14 protein-coding genes are annotated in these 17316 nt (G+C 40.9%); 1 reads left to right on the plus strand and 13 read right to left on the minus strand.

Annotated features, from left to right (window positions below; all coding sequences use genetic code 11):
• Nucleotides 1-38: 38 nt before the first annotated feature.
• The 8 genes from AN393_RS17150 to AN393_RS17185 all read right to left on the minus strand — a co-directional run bounded on the left by AN393_RS17150 (nt 39) and on the right by AN393_RS17185 (nt 10057).
• Nucleotides 39-1358, minus strand: coding sequence for an AarF/ABC1/UbiB kinase family protein (locus AN393_RS17150; protein ID WP_055018729.1), 1320 nt, complete (start codon nt 1356-1358; stop codon nt 39-41).
• Between the two features lie 113 nt (nt 1359-1471).
• Complete coding sequence (locus AN393_RS17155) at nt 1472-2029, minus strand: DUF1439 domain-containing protein (RefSeq protein ID WP_055016236.1); 558 nt, start codon at nt 2027-2029, stop codon at nt 1472-1474.
• Between the two features lie 92 nt (nt 2030-2121).
• Complete coding sequence (locus tag AN393_RS17160; RefSeq protein WP_055018730.1) at nt 2122-4803, minus strand: DUF349 domain-containing protein; 2682 nt, start codon at nt 4801-4803, stop codon at nt 2122-2124.
• Nucleotides 4793-5074 (minus strand): YeaC family protein, encoded by a 282-nt coding sequence (locus AN393_RS17165; protein WP_004587239.1) that lies wholly within the window; start codon nt 5072-5074, stop codon nt 4793-4795. Before AN393_RS17165 ends, AN393_RS17160 begins: the two co-directional genes overlap by 11 nt.
• A 1-nt stretch (nt 5075) precedes the next feature.
• Nucleotides 5076-5402: a hypothetical protein gene (locus AN393_RS17170; RefSeq protein WP_055016234.1), complete on the minus strand. Its 327-nt coding sequence runs from the start codon at nt 5400-5402 to the stop codon at nt 5076-5078.
• Nucleotides 5403-5461: 59 nt separating this feature from the next.
• Nucleotides 5462-7129 (minus strand): sodium:alanine symporter family protein, encoded by a 1668-nt coding sequence (locus AN393_RS17175; RefSeq protein WP_055016233.1) that lies wholly within the window; start codon nt 7127-7129, stop codon nt 5462-5464.
• 157 nt (nt 7130-7286) lie between these two features.
• Nucleotides 7287-8414 (minus strand): M14-type cytosolic carboxypeptidase, encoded by a 1128-nt coding sequence (locus AN393_RS17180; RefSeq protein WP_055016232.1) that lies wholly within the window; start codon nt 8412-8414, stop codon nt 7287-7289.
• 200 nt (nt 8415-8614) lie between these two features.
• Nucleotides 8615-10057, minus strand: a complete 1443-nt coding sequence (locus tag AN393_RS17185) for a glyceraldehyde-3-phosphate dehydrogenase (protein WP_055016231.1) — start codon at nt 10055-10057, stop codon at nt 8615-8617.
• 174 nt (nt 10058-10231) lie between these two features.
• Between AN393_RS17185 and AN393_RS17190 the strand changes: the two genes are divergently transcribed.
• On the plus strand, nt 10232-11032 hold the full coding sequence (locus tag AN393_RS17190) for a DUF2989 domain-containing protein (protein WP_055016230.1): 801 nt from the start codon (nt 10232-10234) through the stop codon (nt 11030-11032).
• A gap of 86 nt (nt 11033-11118) precedes the next feature.
• Here the strand turns inward: AN393_RS17190 and ihfA are convergent, their stop codons facing one another.
• The 5 genes from ihfA to AN393_RS17215 form a co-directional block, all read right to left on the minus strand.
• The gene (gene ihfA, locus AN393_RS17195; RefSeq protein WP_002960690.1) at nt 11119-11418 is read right to left on the minus strand and encodes an integration host factor subunit alpha; all 300 of its coding nucleotides are present in this window, start codon (nt 11416-11418) and stop codon (nt 11119-11121) included.
• A 2-nt stretch (nt 11419-11420) separates the two neighbouring features.
• Nucleotides 11421-13808: a phenylalanine--tRNA ligase subunit beta gene (gene pheT / locus AN393_RS17200; protein ID WP_055018731.1), complete on the minus strand. Its 2388-nt coding sequence runs from the start codon at nt 13806-13808 to the stop codon at nt 11421-11423.
• Between the two features lie 15 nt (nt 13809-13823).
• Nucleotides 13824-14804 (minus strand): phenylalanine--tRNA ligase subunit alpha, encoded by a 981-nt coding sequence (gene pheS, locus AN393_RS17205; RefSeq protein WP_055016228.1) that lies wholly within the window; start codon nt 14802-14804, stop codon nt 13824-13826.
• A gap of 82 nt (nt 14805-14886) precedes the next feature.
• On the minus strand, nt 14887-15597 hold the full coding sequence (hda, locus tag AN393_RS17210) for a DnaA regulatory inactivator Hda (protein ID WP_171037686.1): 711 nt from the start codon (nt 15595-15597) through the stop codon (nt 14887-14889).
• Entirely contained in the window at nt 15597-16652 is a 1056-nt protein-coding gene (locus tag AN393_RS17215; protein WP_055016227.1) for a DUF2066 domain-containing protein, read from the minus strand. Before AN393_RS17215 ends, hda begins: the two co-directional genes overlap by 1 nt.
• Between the last annotated feature and the right edge of the window lie 664 nt (nt 16653-17316).

Raw genomic sequence — 17316 nt, forward strand, 5'->3', positions numbered from 1 at the left:
ATCACGATTATTATGTCATAAAGTCACGCGCTAAACAGCTAAATAAAGCGGCCTGTAATATAAGGCTTAAATAAAGTATTAATATCTATTTTTGCGTTTAACTTTGCCGCAATTAAATAAAGCCCAGCTAACTTACGGTGAATAAACAACGCATCAACCGGCGGTGTATGCCATTGCTGCGACTGTGCACTCAACTCAAGCCCCGCATTTTTAATATTTGTTGCTAAGGGGCTGTTTTTAAAATCAAACTCGCCAGTGGTTCTTAGCGGCTCACACGCCATTAAAAATAAGTCAATAACATGATTTTTATAACTATCTACAATATCATCTTTAAAGTAACCTATCTGAGTTGCGGCGGCTAACACGCCCGCCCTATTGTTTTCGGTGCCTGCAATAAATAGTGACAGGTAAGCCTTGCTCAACTCACTCGAAATCTCTCGGGTTGCCCCAAAATCAAATAACACAATTTGCTTACTCTGAGTCTGATAATGAAAATTAGCAAAGTTAGGATCCGTTTGAATTAGCTTAAACTCAAACATTTCTTTAAAAAATAAATCTATGAGGTTCGCTGCAATGTTATTTTGCTCATCTTGGGGTAAATTGCTAAGCGCTTCTATAGGCGTGGCTTGTACATACTCCATTGCCAAAATGCGTTTAGTGTTATGAGCGGCATATACCTTAGGCACTTTAAACTCAACATGCTGGCTTAGCAATTTGCCCACTTTTTTAAGGTAATGTGCTTCGCGTTCATAATCAGCCTCGGCAAGTAGCTGCGCTTTAGCCTCATTTATTAGTGGCTGTATATCAAGCTCTTTAGGGATTAAACGAGTAATGTTTAAAAGTGCAATAACATTATCTACATCGCTGTGCACACTTTGCGCTATACCAGGGTATTGAATTTTTACCGCCAGCTTTTCGCCATTTTCTTGATAAGCTAAGTGCACTTGACCAATAGAAGCCGCTGCAAAGGGGCTAAGTTCAATATGTGAATAACGTCCAAGCCAATCATCACCCCATTCATTTTTAAGTACCTTAATTAACTGCTTATGCGGCATTGGGTTTGCATCAGCACGAAGCAATGCGAGTAGTTGGGCGAGCTCTGGGCTTAATAGCTCGCCCGCATCCATAGATAGTAACTGTCCTAGCTTCATGGCCGCACCACGCAGGTGTGAAAGCTGTTCAGCTAGCTTTGCTATGTTTTTAGGTTGTAATAGTAAAGATTTATTATCCCAACCATTACCAGAGAGCGCACTTTTGGTGCCATCTATAAGCATGTTGGTTGCTACACCACCGGCTAAAGAGCCAAGCTTTGCAAATCGAGAGAGTCTTGAGGTGGGTATGCTGCGAGAAGCTGCCATTATAAAAACCTAATTAGCCTGGGTAACAGGCTAATTAGTACGTACGTTTTACTGTGCTCGATCTAATTAAGCACCGTTTAGGGGTAAAGCTACCGTAATCGGTGTGCTGTTCATTAAAGACGCGGAACTAATTTAATAGCCCCTTTTACTACTTTCATATCTAGGGGCAATTTACTTAATAACATCATTTTAGGGTCATCCATATTTAATGTATAAACAGGGTTAACCGCTAAAAAGGCGTTCATAACGTCCATGGCCTCATTATCAAGTGCCGCTAAATTACCTTTAAAACCCCCTGCATCCACGCTTGAATCTAGTAGTTTAATATTGCGTAAAAACACGGCTTTTTTTTCACTGTCGTAAAACGGGCTTCCTTCTATTTGCAGCTTTAAGCGTACTGGGTATTTTAGGGCAAAAGCATTTACCTCAGCACTTGAATCAGCGCCTAGCACCACAACATCACGGTTATCAGGGCCTATATCTACACTTAAATCGTTTACATCAAACTGCACGGGCAAGCCCATTAAGCTCACCTTTTCGCTTAACTTAGGCAGCTGATTACCTAGTACACTTTCTACCTCTGAGCTGGTAAATGAATAAACAGACACGCCTTGTGTAGAATTACACGCACTTAAAAGTAATGTGGTTAAAAACAGTAATAAAATTCTCATGCTCACCTATATCCTCGTTTAATTATAAAAAAGCCGCTTTAACAGCGGCTTTTATCATGCAATCCCCGTATTTAATACAGGCAAATTACATATTATGCTGCGAAAATCGTTTTAATTTTAGCAAGTGTGTCAGGCTCAACTGAACCCTTACTGAGCGCTAATAACTGCTTCAAATAATAGTTTAAATCAGCATGCTCACCACGGTGTTTGTCATCAAGCATGGCGACTTGCTCTGCCATTCTAAGCGCTGCATTTTGCGAGCTTACATTAGCAAGAATTTCCATTCTTGTAATAAGTTGCTCACTACTTAGCGACGTTGCAAGTGGCACTTGAAACTGACTTGGTAATACATCGTTATTTTCAAGTGCATCAATAAGTGCTTCAAAATTAGCGCGTTGTGCTTGGCTTGTAAGTAAAGCGAGCTTTTCTTCAATCGCACTTAATAATGCTGCAACTTTTGGCACCAGCGATTTATATCGTGCGTAGCCTTTTACTTTGGTTTCAAGGTCATGCAATTGGGCTTTTTGATTTACTTGCTCAAGGGCATTTTCTAGCTCGGCCAGTTCTATTGCTGCTTGTTTATCTGTTTCGTTTTGAGCCAGCTTTTGCTGCTCAAACTCACTGCTACGTTTGCTAAAAGTTTCATCGTTATATTGACGAAACTTTTGCCATAGCGCATTTTCAGCTTTTAAACCTGCAAAACCTATACTTTGCCACTGCTGTTGTAATTGCTTTAGCTCTTGGCATGCTGCTGCTAAATCTTCACTTTGCGAAAGCACTGAGGCACGCTCCACTAAGGCACTTTTTTGTGTAGCGTTATCTTTATGATACGCATTTAATATAGCAAATACAGTTTGTTGCTGTGCTTTAAAGCTTTCATTTAATACGCGGTATGTTTTAGGGTCAACTTTACCTACGCTGCGCCACGCTTTATTTAAACGGTTGTATTGGCTTTCAAATTGCTTCCAGTCAAAGCTTTCGACAGCGGTGTCTTGCTCGCTTAGTGTTTGCATGTCGTTTATCAGGGCTTGACGCTGAGCTTTTGCCGCTTCACGCGCCACTTCTTGCTCGGCAAAGTAACTACGACACGGTGCAAATAACAGCTCTATGTTGCTATCAAACTGCTCACCTTGTTGCTTTTCTTGCTCTGTATCTAAACGGCCAAGCTCGTTCCAACGCTTACGAAACGCTTTAACTTGCTCAGCACGCTGCTGTGGGTCGTCACACGGTTGGTCGACTAACGCTGCCACTTCTTCAAGTAAGGCTTCACGTTTTGGTGCTGCCGCGTATTTTTGCCAATCTTTTGCTTCTGCAAGTTGCGCTTCTAAATCGGCTTTTAAGTTTACAAGTGGCTGCTGAAATTGCGGTGTTAATTTATCAAACAACTCTTCAAAGCCTTTAAATACACCAAATGCAACATTAAAGCGACCTTGTTCAATAAGGCGCTTTACATCGCGGGCTTTTCGTTTGGCGGTGCTTTGATTTTTTTCAAGCGGTTTTGTCAGCTCACTCATTTGCGCTAAAAACTGCTTTTTGTGCGCATTTAATTGCGATTTAAAGTTTTGCTGCAATGCCCCATCTAGCACATTTAGGTGGCTACGAGTTTCTTTAAATGCGTTATTAAAACGAGTTAAAACATCGTCGTAATCGGCTAGCTGCTGCGCAGGCTCTATGCCTTTTAGCTCATCAAACGCAATTTTAAATTGCGCAATTGAGCTACTAAGCTCGGGTAATTTAGCTACTTGGTTGAATAGTTTTTCAAGCTTAATAATAACCTGCTTAGTTTGGGGATTATCGCCGTGCTGCGCATCGGTTAACGTCTGCTTAGCCTGTGCTACTTTTGCCTCTAGCCAATCTTGCTGAATTTGCTCAGGGATTTCTAAACCTAACTGTAATGCATTTTCAATTTCTTCACTTAGCGCCTCTAACGTTGCCAGTGCAAGCAGTTGGCGCTGTTGCTCTGCTAAACGCTGCTGCTGTTGTTCGTGCTGTGCTTTTAATGTTGCAATATGTGCATCGAGTTTATCAGTAATGCTGATGTATTTTTTATCTAGCTCTTTAACGTGATCTTCGCTTAACCATTTAAGCTCAAGCGCTTGCCACTGCGCCATTAATTCACCGGCTTGTGGGTTTACTATGGCGTAATCGTTTTTATCTCGCAGGGCGTTTAGCTTTGCTAAAATAACGCGCGTTGCGCTTTCTACCTGAGCAGGCATTTCAATCGCTAAACGCTCGTTTTCACTATGTTGCTCTAGCTGCTGCTTTGCATCACCCTTAGCATGTTTTACTAATGACTTAACAAGTTGATGCGTTATAACTAGCTCTACAAGTTGACTTTGAACCTCTTCGCTACCTTCTTTGAATGCTTTTTCAATTAATTTAGGATTTGCTAAACGCTTTAAAAGTTTAACGCGTACTTGCAGCTCTTTCTCAGCAAAGGCAAGTTTTTCAAGCGTTTTAACTGGCGCAAAACGGTCTATATACTCACTTTTTATTTGTGTGCTCAGTGCGCTTTCGTTATTTAACACAGCATTTGAAATTTGAATTTCAGCTACATCTTTTAGCACCTGATCTTGTTTATAAGCTTTCCACCACAGTGCTAAGTTATTTACTTTTTGCAGTGCTTTACGGCGTATTTCGGCTGAATTATCTTCCAGTGCTAATGAACTTAAAATTGATGCGTCGCGCTCTACATCAAGTTTTTCAATAGCGTCTAGACGAACCTGTTGCTTTGGGTGTTTCCACTTAGGTGTAAAAAGGTGTTTAAAGATCATGTTCACTAAACCTAGCTATTTCGTTTTCAGATTTAAATTCTTTTTGTAATTGTGCTTTTGTCTTTTGGATCATTTCGCCATTAGCGCCAATAGTAAATTGCTCGTTCGATTGCGCTATTTTAGCTTGGTAAAGCATAACAAGTTGCACCGTTTGTTGCTTTTGCTCATCAGAAAGCGGCGTACCATCGGGCCATTTACCCGTTGAAGCACCATACTGTAAACGCTCAAATAATTCGGGGGTGATATTTTGTACAAGGTTGTCAATATTCATGTCATCTTTTCTTTTTTAGAGTCACTAAAATAACGCGGTTTACTAAATACCAAATACAGCCAATACCAATTGCAACTGTATAAGCGTACCACTCAAGGGTTTCTTTTGCGGGTTGTAAAAAGTACAAGCAAAAAAAGCCACCTAAAAATAGTATGAGTGCCAAGAAAGAATGGTTCATAAACATTTGCTGTTTTTTAATTCGCTGTTCGCGCTGAAGCTGTTGTACCTGCTCAGAGTTAAGTGCGCCAATGTTACTATTGCAATGTGGACATTGCTGATGTTTATCTGAAATTGATTTTGCACATTTGGGGCAATGAATAATCGCCATACTACTCTCCATACTACGCATAAAAAAAGCGCCTTGCGGCGCCTTTTATTGTACTTGTTTTATTGCTCGTTGTCTTTTTTGAATTTAACCCAGTAGTCATCTACGGATTGTTTCATTTCTTTACGCAATAACATAATGCCAAATAAGTTGGGCAAGGTCATAACGACAATTGCAACGGCAGCTAATTTCCACACTAAAGTAGTATCGGCAAACGACGCCCAAAAGAACGCCGCAACGTAAAATACGCGATACGGCATAACAGAGCGATTACCGAGTAAATAAATCATGGCACGGTCACCGTAGTACGACCATGCAATAGCTGTAGAAAACGCAAATAGCAATAAGCCTATCGATACTATGTATTGGCCACTATCGCCAAAGAAGCCACGTGTAAACGCTTTAGTAGTCAGCTCTGCTGAATGCACTAACGATTTACCAATTAAACTTATGCTGTCATCCGTTGGCATACCGTTTTTAACCTCAACAATACCTGTGTACTTATGTTTTTCGGTAAGGCCAAAACGGATGTCTTCACCAATTGAGCGAGAATGTAATACGGTAAAACCATTGCTTGTTGGCTCGCCATTAACCACATTAATATTGCCGTTAAATAGCTCTACCTTGCTCTCGTTACCATTTAGGTAATTGTATAGCTCTTGGCGCTGCGCTTCGTTAGTTTCTGAGTAGTCACCTTTAATGATGCTCATTGATGATCGTTCAAAATGCGTTTCGAATTTTTCGTTCCATACGCCAGACGATAAAATAACTAAGCCTGTTAATGTACAAATAATGATTGTATCGATAAACGGCTCTAAAATTGACACCATACCTTCAGACACTGGCTCATCTGCCTTTGCCGATGCGTGAGCAATGGGTGCTGAGCCTTGACCCGCCTCATTCGAGAACAAACCACGGTTAACACCTCTGTTAAATGCATACGCAAAAGATGCGCCTAAAAAGCCACCCGCTGCAGCAGAGCCTGTAAATGCATCAACAAATATTGAGGCAAACGAAGGTCCAATGTTTTCTACATTGTAAAAAATAACCCCTAACGCACCCACAATGTAAATAACAGCCATAATGGGCACTACACGTGATGTAATTGCAGCAATACGTTTAATACCGCCTAAAATAACCAACGCCAGTAAAATAGATAACACAGCACCGGTTGCCATAGGGGCAAAACCAAATGTGGCTTCCATACCCTGCGCAATATTATTAATTTGTGGCAAGCTGCCTGTACCAAATGAACTAATTACAGTAGCAACAGCAAATAAAATAGCTAGCCACTTCATGTTTAGGCGTTTATCCATGTAATACATGGGACCGCCCGCCATGGTGCCGTCTTGTGTTTTTTCGCGGTATTTATGTGAAAGCGTAACTTCTACAAATTTGGTGGTCATACCAAAAAAAGCTGTCATCCACATCCAAAATAATGCTGCAGGGCCACCAATAGAAATAGCCAATGCCACCCCACCAATGTTACCTGTACCTACGGTACCAGAGAGCGCAGTAGCAAGTGCTTGAAAATGGGTTGTATCACCCTCGGTGCCTTTTTTATCAAACTTACCAGTAACCACTTTACACGCATGTTTGAAATAACGAATTTGTGGGAACTTTAAATAAATAGTAAAAAATAGACCAACACCTAAAAGCACGTAGGGGAACCACACTGCGCCCCCTAACATGCCATCTAGGCTATCTAAAAGTTGTCCGAATGCATCCACGCTAAATACCTCTTATTATTTTATTTGAGACTGTTGATTGTTTATTACTTATTGAGAGTTACGTAATACGATAACTAAGCTATTGCACACTTTTATTATTTGTTAATTTTGTAATAAAAAAGGGCAACATTTAATGTTGCCCCTACCTTATACTAATTTATCTTAATTTATCAACGACATTTACGATAGCCGCTAAAGTATCTTGACCAAATTGATACGAGCGGCGGTCTGACCAGCCGTAATCAGGGTCTGGTAAGTCGTTATTATCTTTAAACGGCATTTCAATTGTGTAAGTAAGTGCTTTAAACTCTTCTGCTGTTGCAGATGAGCCAACTGTTAAATTAGCTTTGCCCGGCTCGTCTTTATCGTAACCGTGCTCATCTTGAAACTCTGGCGTTATAGTAAGCAATGCTGCTTTAAAACTATCTTCTAGGTCTTTTAAGCGGTCATCGTAGCTTGGAATACCTTCACTGCCTGCCACAAAGTTATAAGGGATTGCTTCGTCGCCGTGAATATCTAAATGCATGTCTAGGCCAGTTTCGCGCATTTTATTAAGCACTAAATACACTTCTGGGCTATTTTCCATGCTAGGCGTTTGCCATTCACGGTTTAAGTTAACGCCTTTTGCGTTAGTACGAAGGTGACCACGTACGCTGCCATCTGGGTTCATGTTTGGTACTACATAAAACACAGCCTTTGATAATAGTGCTGCGGCATGCGGGTCTTCGTCATCTAGCAATTTGTGTAATAACCCTTCTACAAACCACTCTGCCATTGTTTCGCCAGGGTGTTGGCGTGCTGTGATCCAGATTGTTTTTTTATCTTCGCTAGGCTGACCAATTTTAAGCACGCTCATATCACGGCCATCAAGTGTTTGGCCTAATGTTTGTAGTTGGCAAAGCTCTTCGCTTTGTGCCCACGCTAATAAATCTAAATGACGCTCGTAGCTGTAAGGCGCAAAGTAAGCAAAGTAAACACTGCCGCACTCAGGCTCTAGCTCAAACGTAAGTGTGCCATTTTCGTAATTTGAAGGCACACGGAACCAGGTTTGACGGTCGTACGAGGCAACCGCTTGGTAACCTTCCCAGCCATCGGGGTAGGCTGATTTATCTAAATTATTAATGTTTAACTTATGCAATTGATAAGGTGTTGTTTCTAGGCGAAAGTGAAACCATTGATAAAATTCAGACTGGTGATCATTGTTAATTTCTAATTGAATATTTAGCGGTTCGGTGGCTTCGATAACCTTTATGTTACCACTATCAAAATTGCTGCTGATTTTCATGAAAAAACCTTAAGGTAGAATAAGTTTATCTGCTTCACTTGCAGAACTGACACTATTTTATAAATAGTAAAATGCATAATTACGGGATAACCGCAGTACACATCTCAATAATTAAAGCCTACCACACAGGGTACACTTTAAAAATATTACGCGACTAAAAAAGCCAGCAAAAAAGCTGGCTTAGTATAATTGCGTTTATATTAGCGAGGTAAGCTTGGGAAAGCCACTTCTGCCATATCACGCATACAGCGTACTACTTGGCAGCTGTAACCAAATTCATTGTCGTACCATACGTATAAAACAACGCGGTTACCTTCAACAATGGTAGCTTGCGAATCAACCACACCCGCATAGCGGCTACCCACTAAATCGGTCGATACAATTTCAGTTGATGCGGTGTAGTCGATTTGGTCACGCAATTCTGAGTGCAATGCTGTTTCACGTAAAAACGCATTTAGCTCTTCTGTCGTTGTGCTGCTATCAAGGTTCAAGTTTAATATAGCTAGCGATACATTAGGAGTAGGCACACGAATCGCATTACCTGTTAGTTTACCTTCCAATTCTGGTAAGGCTTTAGATACTGCTTTAGCTGCACCTGTTTCGGTAATTACCATATTAAGCGCTGCGGCACGTCCACGGCGCTCTGCTTTGTGGTAGTTATCAATAAGGTTTTGATCGTTTGTGTAAGAGTGCACGGTTTCTACGTGGCCGTTATTAATACCAAACTTATCGTTCAATGCTTTTAGGGTTGGCGTAATCGCGTTGGTGGTACAGCTTGCTGCACATACAATTTTATCTTCAGGCTTAATGTCTTGGTTATTTACACCGTAAACAATATTTTTAATGTTGCCTTTAGCCGGTGCTGTTAATAATACTTTTGCAGCGCCTTTAGACTCTAAATGCTGACCAAGGCCCGCTTCGTCTTTCCAAATACCAGTATTATCTACAACAAGTGCATTTTCGATACCGTAAGCAGTGTAATCAACTTCGCTTGGCGAGTTAGCATAAATCACTTGGATGTAGCTACCATTGGCTTTAATTGCATTACGCTCTTTATCAATGGTAATTGAGCCATTAAATGGGCCATGAATTGAATCGCGACGTAATAAGCTTGCACGTTTTTCAAGGTCACCTTCTTTACCACCGCGCACTACAATTGCACGTAAACGTAAGTCGGCATAAGGGCCTGATTTTTCAATTAATAAGCGCGCTAGTAGACGCCCAATACGACCAAAACCGTAAAGCACTACATCACGCGGCTCTTTGGCTGGTGAGTCGGCTATCTCAGCTAATTCGTCTTTTACAAACTCATCAACTGTGCGGCCATTAGCAGCATCACTGTACAAATAGCTATAAGCCAGTTTACCAATATCAATACGTGCTGAATTTAACTCCATTTTGCTAATCGCTTCTAAAAACGGAAAGCTTTCGCGTAAACGTAATTTAGTGCCTTCAAATTGAGCTACAGTTTTATGTGATTTGATAATATCGATAGTACTGGCATTAACGAGAGGACGGCCATATACAGCGATTTCTATGCCACGGTTACGATAAAGCTTACCAATAATAGGTTGCATGCTTTCAGCGTAATCTTGACGTTCTTGCCAACTATTTGTGTATTCTAATTCGTGAGATGAGGTCATTTTATTTACCTAATTTAATCATTTTGAACGGATAGCCTATAAAAATGCATTCGATTTTGAGAGTAATGCACTTCAGGCAGGGCTATTCTAAGGTAATCTAAAGTTATTCTCTACTGTTAGCGCACAAATGATTGCGCTAGAATGGTAATGTATATATTCATTTGAGGTTAAGGAATGGTTTTAAGAGCAGGCGCAATACTCACATTGCTCGCGTTAACAGGATGCGAAGAACCACTGACTCTCGCTCAGGTATGTAAGGAAACACCTGGCTTTTGTAGTGATTTAAATAAAGATAGCCATTGTAAAAATGAGCGCTCTGAGGTTATTTTAAAACGCTATATTGAATATAAAAAACCCACAGATGAAAACAAATACCAATTACTAAAAGGGTTTGAATCATATAATCAATGTATTACTTTAGCCGCAAAAATTGAGCATATTAAACTAAAGTCTAAAACGACGTCGCGCATAGAAGGCCAACTTACTAGCATTAAAGAAATGACCCGCCTTTATCAAGACACAAAAAACACAAACCACCCTGGTTTGCTTTACTATCATTGGTCGCGTAACAATGAGCAAAATGCACTAACACGTTTGCTTGCAATGGAAAATGACGAAAGCGTCACCAATAGCGCAGAGATGCAGTTTTATCTTGCCTCTTATTACATTAAATTTGATGATGAAAAAACGATTGATCTGCTCTACAAAACGCTTGAGCTAAATAAACAAGGTCAACAACCTAACCCTGAAGTGTATACCTCGTTAATTAGCTTGTTTTATAAGCATGATAAATATAAACACGCTTACATTTTTTCGAAAGTGGCGCAAAGCGCGGGTATAGAAAATATAGATTTATTACCAATAGAGCACCAACTAATGAGTGATGGTAAAAATTTAGATGCACTCGATACACTTGCCCAACAAACGTATGAGCAAATACAAAACGGTGAGTTTGTATCGCCTCGAGAATTTTAGGTAAGCAAAACCCTGGCATTAACCATGTTTTAAAAACATGAAACCCTAAGGTTTTAAATAAAAAAGGCAGCTTTCGCTGCCCTTTTTTATTTTGCTTTGCTTGTACCCACTTCTACACGGGTTTTAAGCTTTTGACCTGGTCTAAAGGTCACCACGCGGCGCGCCGAAATAGGGATGTCTTCTCCTGTTTTCGGGTTTCGGCCTGGTCTTTCTTTTTTATCACGAAGATCAAAGTTACCAAATCCAGAGAGCTTAACCTGCTCGCCTTTTTCAAGCGCTGAGCGGATTTCTTCAAAAAACGCTTCAACTAAATCTTTGGCATCTTTTTTATTGATCCCGAGCTTTTCAAATAGGTGTTCAGCTATGTCGGCTTTAGTAAGCGCCATATCTAGTCCCTCAACGATGCATTAAACTTTTCGGCCAATGTGGCCACCACGTTATCAACTACCAGATTGATATCTTTCTCTTCGAGTGTTCTATCAACCGCCTGCAGTGTTAGAGCAATCGCCAAACTCTTATAATTTGGCTCAATACCTTTGCCCTTATACACATCGAATAAGTTTAGGTCAACCAATTGATTTCCGCCAACTTTTTCTATTGTGCTTAAAATATCACCTGAATTAACGCTGTCAGCCACTAAAATCGCGATGTCGCGGCGATTTGAAGGGAATTTTGAAACCCCTACAGCTTGCGGTAAATTTCTTTTTTCTATTGCAGACATTTCTATTTCAAATACAAAAGTTGCGTTATTGATATCTAACAATTTTTGCACCTGAGGGTGAAGAGCACCAAAAAATCCTACCTTTTTACCTTCAACATATATAACCGCTGATTGGCCTGGGTGTAAACCGTCTGACTGCTCAGCTTTAATTTCAAAACGGCTTGTATCGTTGGTGATTGCTAATAAGGCTTCAACATCACCTTTTAAATCGTAAAAATCAACGTTGCGTTTTTGCTCAACCCAATGCTCACCATGAGCAAGGCCTGTTATCACACCGCCAATTACAGGTATTTGCTGTAGGCCATTTTCTGCACTGTCGTCGCTAATAAATTTAAGGCCATGCTCAAATAAACGAATACGTGGTTGTTGACGGTTTTGATTATACGCAACCGATGCTAAAAGGCCTGGCATTAAGCTTACACGCATAGCCGACATTTCAATTGAAATTGGGTGCGGCAATATAAGCGGTGCACTTTGCGGGTGTATAATAGCTTGTGCTTTAGGGTCTACAAAGCTGTACGTGATTGCTTCTTGGTAACCACGTGTCACTAACGTATTACGAAACTTACTTAGCGCAATGGTTGACTCATCATGAGTAGTCATTTTTAACTTTGCAGTTGGGGCAACATTTGGAATACTGTTGTAACCATAAACACGCGCAACTTCTTCAATTAAGTCTTCTTCAATAGATATATCAAAACGGTAACTTGGTATATCAGCACTCCAGCTATCGTTTTCAAACTTAACGTCTAATCCTAAACGAGTTAGAATATCAGTCACTTTTGCATCGTCAATATGATGACCAATTACACGGTCTAAACGTGCACGACGTAGACGTACTTCAGTCACTTTTGGTAGTTTATCAGCAGCCACAGCTTCTACAACCGGTCCTGCTTCACCGCCAACAATATCAAGTAATAAAGCGGTTGCGCGCTCCATTGCATCATGTTGAAGGGTAAAATCAACACCACGCTCATAGCGGTGTGATGCATCGGTATGTAAGCCATAACTACGGGCTTGGCCTGCAATTGCTACCGGATTAAAAAACGCGCTTTCTAATAAAATATCAGCGGTTTTTTCTGTTACACCTGATTGCTCACCACCAAAAACACCAGCAATCGCCAGCGCTTTATTATCATCAGCTATCACAAGTGTTGATTCATTCAGTTTTGCAGTATTGCCATCAAGTAATACGAGTTCCTCGTCTGCACGAGCATTACGTACTTTAATACCCCCTTCAATTGCATTTAAATCAAATGCATGCATTGGGTGACCAAGTTCTAGTAATACATAGTTAGTAACATCAACAACAGGGTCGATTGAGCGAATACCACTACGGCGTAGTTTTTCAACCATCCAAAGTGGTGTTTCTGCATCAAGGCTAACGCCTTTAATTACACGCCCTAAGTAACGCGGACACGCATCAGCATTAACAAGCTCAATAGATACTTTATCGTCAATAGTGCCGCTAACAGCTGGAATTTGTAACTCGTTTACATCAACACTGTTTAATACACCGACCTCGCGTGCAAGACCTTTTATACCTAAGCAATCACCACGGTTTGGCGTTAAGTCAACATCAATTATGTTGTCATCTAGGCCTAAGTATTCGCGCAAGTCTGTACCAATTGGCGCATCGCTTGGCAATTCCATAATGCCATCGCCTTCTTCGCTAATACCTAGCTCAACAAAAGCACACAACATGCCATGAGATGGCTGACCGCGTAATTTTGCTTTTTTAATTTTAAAGTCGCCCGGTAAAACAGCGCCCACTGTTGCAACTGCTACTTTAATGCCTTGGCGACAGTTTGGCGCACCACACACAATATCAAGTAGCTCATCGCCACCTACATTGATTTTAGTAACGCGAAGTTTATCTGCATCTGGGTGCTGTGCACACTCTACTACTTCACCAACGACTACGCCGTTAAAGTCCGCTGCGGCGCTCTCAACTGCGTCAACCTCAAGGCCAGCCATAGAAAGCTGTTCCGAAAGAGCTTGCGTATCAATAGCAGGGTTTACCCACTCTCTTAACCACTTTTCACTAAATTTCATTTTATATTTTCACTCTTAACGGAACTGGTTTAGGAATTTTAAGTCATTTTCAAAAAATGCACGTAAGTCATTTACGCCATAGCGCAGCATGGTCAAGCGCTCTACGCCCATACCAAAAGCAAAACCGGTGTATTTTTCTGGGTCAATACCCACTGACTTAAGTACATTAGGGTGAACCATGCCACAACCTAATACTTCAAGCCATTTACCGTCTTTACCCATAACATCTACTTCAGCTGAAGGCTCTGTAAATGGGAAGAATGAAGGACGGAAACGAATTTCCATGTCTTCTTCAAAAAAGTTACGCAAAAAGTCGTGTAAAATACCTTTAAGCTCTGTGAAGCTTACGTCGGTATCAACCATTAAACCTTCTACCTGATGAAACATTGGGGTATGCGTTTGGTCGTAATCGTTACGATATACTCGACCAGGCGAGATAATTCGCAGTGGTGGCTGCTCTGTTTCCATAGTACGGATTTGCACACCACTTGTCTGCGTTCGCAGCACTAATTTAGGGTTGAAATAAAAGGTATCGTGATCAGCACGTGCGGGGTGATGCTCAGGAATATTTAGCGCATCAAAGTTATGAAAATCGTCTTCTACTTCTGGGCCTGATTTAACAGCAAAACCTAGTTCACCAAAAAAGCTTTCTATACGCTCGATTGTGCGCGTTACTGGGTGTAATCCACCGGTTGGCATTACGCGCCCTGGTAAAGTTACATCAATTGTTTCAGCCGCTAGCTTTTCTTCAAGCGCTTTACTTGCTAAAAGCTCACGCTTTTCGTTAATTGCTTGTTGTACATCTTGCTTTGCTTGGTTAATTACTTGGCCTGCTTCTTTGCGTTCTTCAGGCGCAATTTTACCCAGTGTTTTAAGTAAGCTTGTGATTTCGCCTTTTTTACCAAGGTAATTAACCCTGATCTCTTCTAGTTGCGCGATTTCACTGGCACTGGCAACAGCCTCAAGTGCTTGCGCTAAAATATTTTCTAAGTTCATTCGATACCTGATCTTTCAAAGAAGGTGATTACAATTTTGTTGAGTAATGATAACTGAAAGCAGGGTCTAGATTCTAGACCTACTACAGCTTTAACGTTGATTTTATGAAGGGAATTGTTAATTTTCGTTGTGCGGCCATTGATGCGTGATCTAATTTGTCTAATACGTCTAATAAAGCACGCATATCGCGGCTCAAGCGCGTTAATAAAAAGCGCGCGCATTCATCGCTTAGTTCAAGCCCACGCATATGCGCACGCTTAACAAGTGCTTGTGCTTTATCATCGTCGCTCATTGAACGAATTTGAAAAGTGGTTCCCCACTTTAAGCGAGACTCTAAGTCAGGTAAGCTAATATTTAACATATCGGGTAGTAAATCAGCCGTTACTACCAACATTTTACCGGGCTCGTTAAAGCGATTAAAAAAGTTAAAAAGGGCTTTTTCCCACGCATCATTACCAGCAACTAAGTGCACATCATCAATACATAATACGTCCAGAGCTTCTAAACCGTCTAGTACCATAGGGCCAAAGTCGATAACTTCGCGCATAGATAAAAGCATGTTCGACCAACCACGCTCTTGGGCTTGAATGCAGGTTGCGTACAACAAGTGAGACTTACCAGAGTCACCCAACCCGCACAAATAGGTGTATTGAAATTTATTGGCAACCTTTGAAAAGCTCGCCTTGAGATGATTTACCTCTAATGAGTCTTCCCCACCAAAGTAAGAAGCAAATGTTTCATCGTCAGGCAGGGTGACCGGCAGCGCCATTTGCATTGGCTCAGCGCTTAGCATTACTCACCGACCCATTGATACTCAAGACTATTTTTATCTACAACGTGGTAAAATGCACGTGGGTCGACATAGTCTTTAAATGCACTATCAAGCCCAAGGCCTTTTTTAAGATCTGCCACACTGCCAGTATGGTTAAGCTTAAACTCAACAAACTCTGGGGTTTTACGCATAATCGTTGCTTGCGTTACGACGCTCAAATTTTGTAAACGGCGTTTTGCAAGTTCAATGTCGACAAAGCTCTGAGTGCCTTTTAAGGTGAGCGTAGCCGCAGCTTGTTCATAATATGCATTAGGGTCAATAGCGTATTCATTGGCTAAACCCAATGCTAAACTATCTATCATCTCGCCTACAATTTGTTGTTTATCACCCTCAAGTCGGTTTGAATCGAATAAGTCATCATTAGTGAAACGCCAGTCTAAAATCCAAGTTTCACTGTCAGGCTCTTGATACATTCTTGCCGTGATACTTCGCTCTGCACTATAACGTCGAGACGCCTCTTCAACAGGCCCTGAAAAGTTGCCCCACACCTCGGGGATCCCAACTAAACGTCTGTCTTGTAGATCCAATAGTGGTACTACCACGGGCAAACCACGCCGTCCAGCTTTGTCATATATAAGTTGCTCTAACTGAGGGTAACTTTCTTGCGTTACGAGCTCTCTACGCCAATTGTCTTCAATGCCTAACCAAATGGCAACCAGTGGTCGCTGAACACCCCAAAGAGGTAAATTTAATTCTTTAATTAGTTCATTAATTTTACGCGCTTCAAATTTAACGACTAAATTAAGTTGACCATTTGCTTTTTCATCATATTCAAATTTAAGCATGTAATTTGAAATATTTTTGGTACGCTGCTGAGCAAGCTTATTTTGATCAGCAGACTCATCACCGCTTACCTTTACTAAAACATTAAGTAATGCTTTACGGCTAGCGGCCAAACGCGTGTCTCGGCTTTTATCGTCTACTTTTAATATATCTTGATACAGATCAGTTACTTCAACTGCCGATACAGAGAAACAAAATATAAATGATATGGCACTAATTAATAATCTATACACTGGCTATTAGTTCTTGGTTTTAAACTATTTTGATCCTAAATCAAAGCCACTAACAAAGCAAAATTATATTTGTAATCTAGCTATGTTGAATAAATATTGTTTATCTTAAAGCTTAAATACAGAAACAAACTGCTACTTAGCTATATGTAAAATGGATAGTTATTGGTGAGGCGAATAAAGAACTAGTCGGGCTTTCTTGTATTTGAGCTTGGCGAGGTCGTAGTGCCTATAGCGGTATAAAGCCAAAGTGAATGGAAAGTCATCATTGTTAAATGCTTTTAATAGTCAAAACACTGTTCACAAAGAAGCGCTGCGCTTAGGAGACGCAACGCTTTAGAGAAGAAAGTGCTGGATATAACTTTTCTTCAGACGTAAAAAGCCCGACTATTACTAGTCGGCTTCCTTATCTTTGAGCCTGGCGATGTCGTAGTACCCACAGCGGTGGAGAGTCACATAGCAAAGTACTCTTAATGTTTTTTTAATGGGATTCACTGGGCACTGTGGTGGTCGTCGCGTTCTTTTACCCGTGGGTTTCGTGATACTCAACCCACGCTACAAAGTACAGGTTGACGCTGTGCAGCTGATAACTGACGGCTGATAGCTAATATTTTCACTTTCTTACAGACGTAAAAAAGCCCGGCTCTTTCGAGTCGGGCTTTCTTGT

The organism is Pseudoalteromonas sp. P1-25, assembly GCF_001401805.1.
GTDB lineage: Bacteria > Pseudomonadota > Gammaproteobacteria > Enterobacterales > Alteromonadaceae > Pseudoalteromonas.

Excerpts from the sequence above, each read along its gene's own strand:
- AN393_RS17150 (WP_055018729.1), bottom strand. The coding sequence starts at position 1,358 with ATGGCAGCTTCTCGCAGCATACCCACCTCAAGACTCTCTCGATTTGCA.
- AN393_RS17155 (WP_055016236.1), bottom strand. The coding sequence starts at position 2,029 with ATGAGAATTTTATTACTGTTTTTAACCACATTACTTTTAAGTGCGTGT.
- AN393_RS17160 (WP_055018730.1), bottom strand. The coding sequence starts at position 4,803 with ATGATCTTTAAACACCTTTTTACACCTAAGTGGAAACACCCAAAGCAA.
- AN393_RS17165 (WP_004587239.1), bottom strand. The coding sequence starts at position 5,074 with ATGAATATTGACAACCTTGTACAAAATATCACCCCCGAATTATTTGAG.
- AN393_RS17170 (WP_055016234.1), bottom strand. The coding sequence starts at position 5,402 with ATGGCGATTATTCATTGCCCCAAATGTGCAAAATCAATTTCAGATAAA.
- AN393_RS17180 (WP_055016232.1), bottom strand. The coding sequence starts at position 8,414 with ATGAAAATCAGCAGCAATTTTGATAGTGGTAACATAAAGGTTATCGAA.
- AN393_RS17185 (WP_055016231.1), bottom strand. The coding sequence starts at position 10,057 with ATGACCTCATCTCACGAATTAGAATACACAAATAGTTGGCAAGAACGT.
- AN393_RS17190 (WP_055016230.1), top strand. The coding sequence starts at position 10,232 with ATGGTTTTAAGAGCAGGCGCAATACTCACATTGCTCGCGTTAACAGGA.
- ihfA (WP_002960690.1), bottom strand. The coding sequence starts at position 11,418 with ATGGCGCTTACTAAAGCCGACATAGCTGAACACCTATTTGAAAAGCTC.
- pheT (WP_055018731.1), bottom strand. The coding sequence starts at position 13,808 with ATGAAATTTAGTGAAAAGTGGTTAAGAGAGTGGGTAAACCCTGCTATT.
- pheS (WP_055016228.1), bottom strand. The coding sequence starts at position 14,804 with ATGAACTTAGAAAATATTTTAGCGCAAGCACTTGAGGCTGTTGCCAGT.
- hda (WP_171037686.1), bottom strand. The coding sequence starts at position 15,597 with ATGCTAAGCGCTGAGCCAATGCAAATGGCGCTGCCGGTCACCCTGCCT.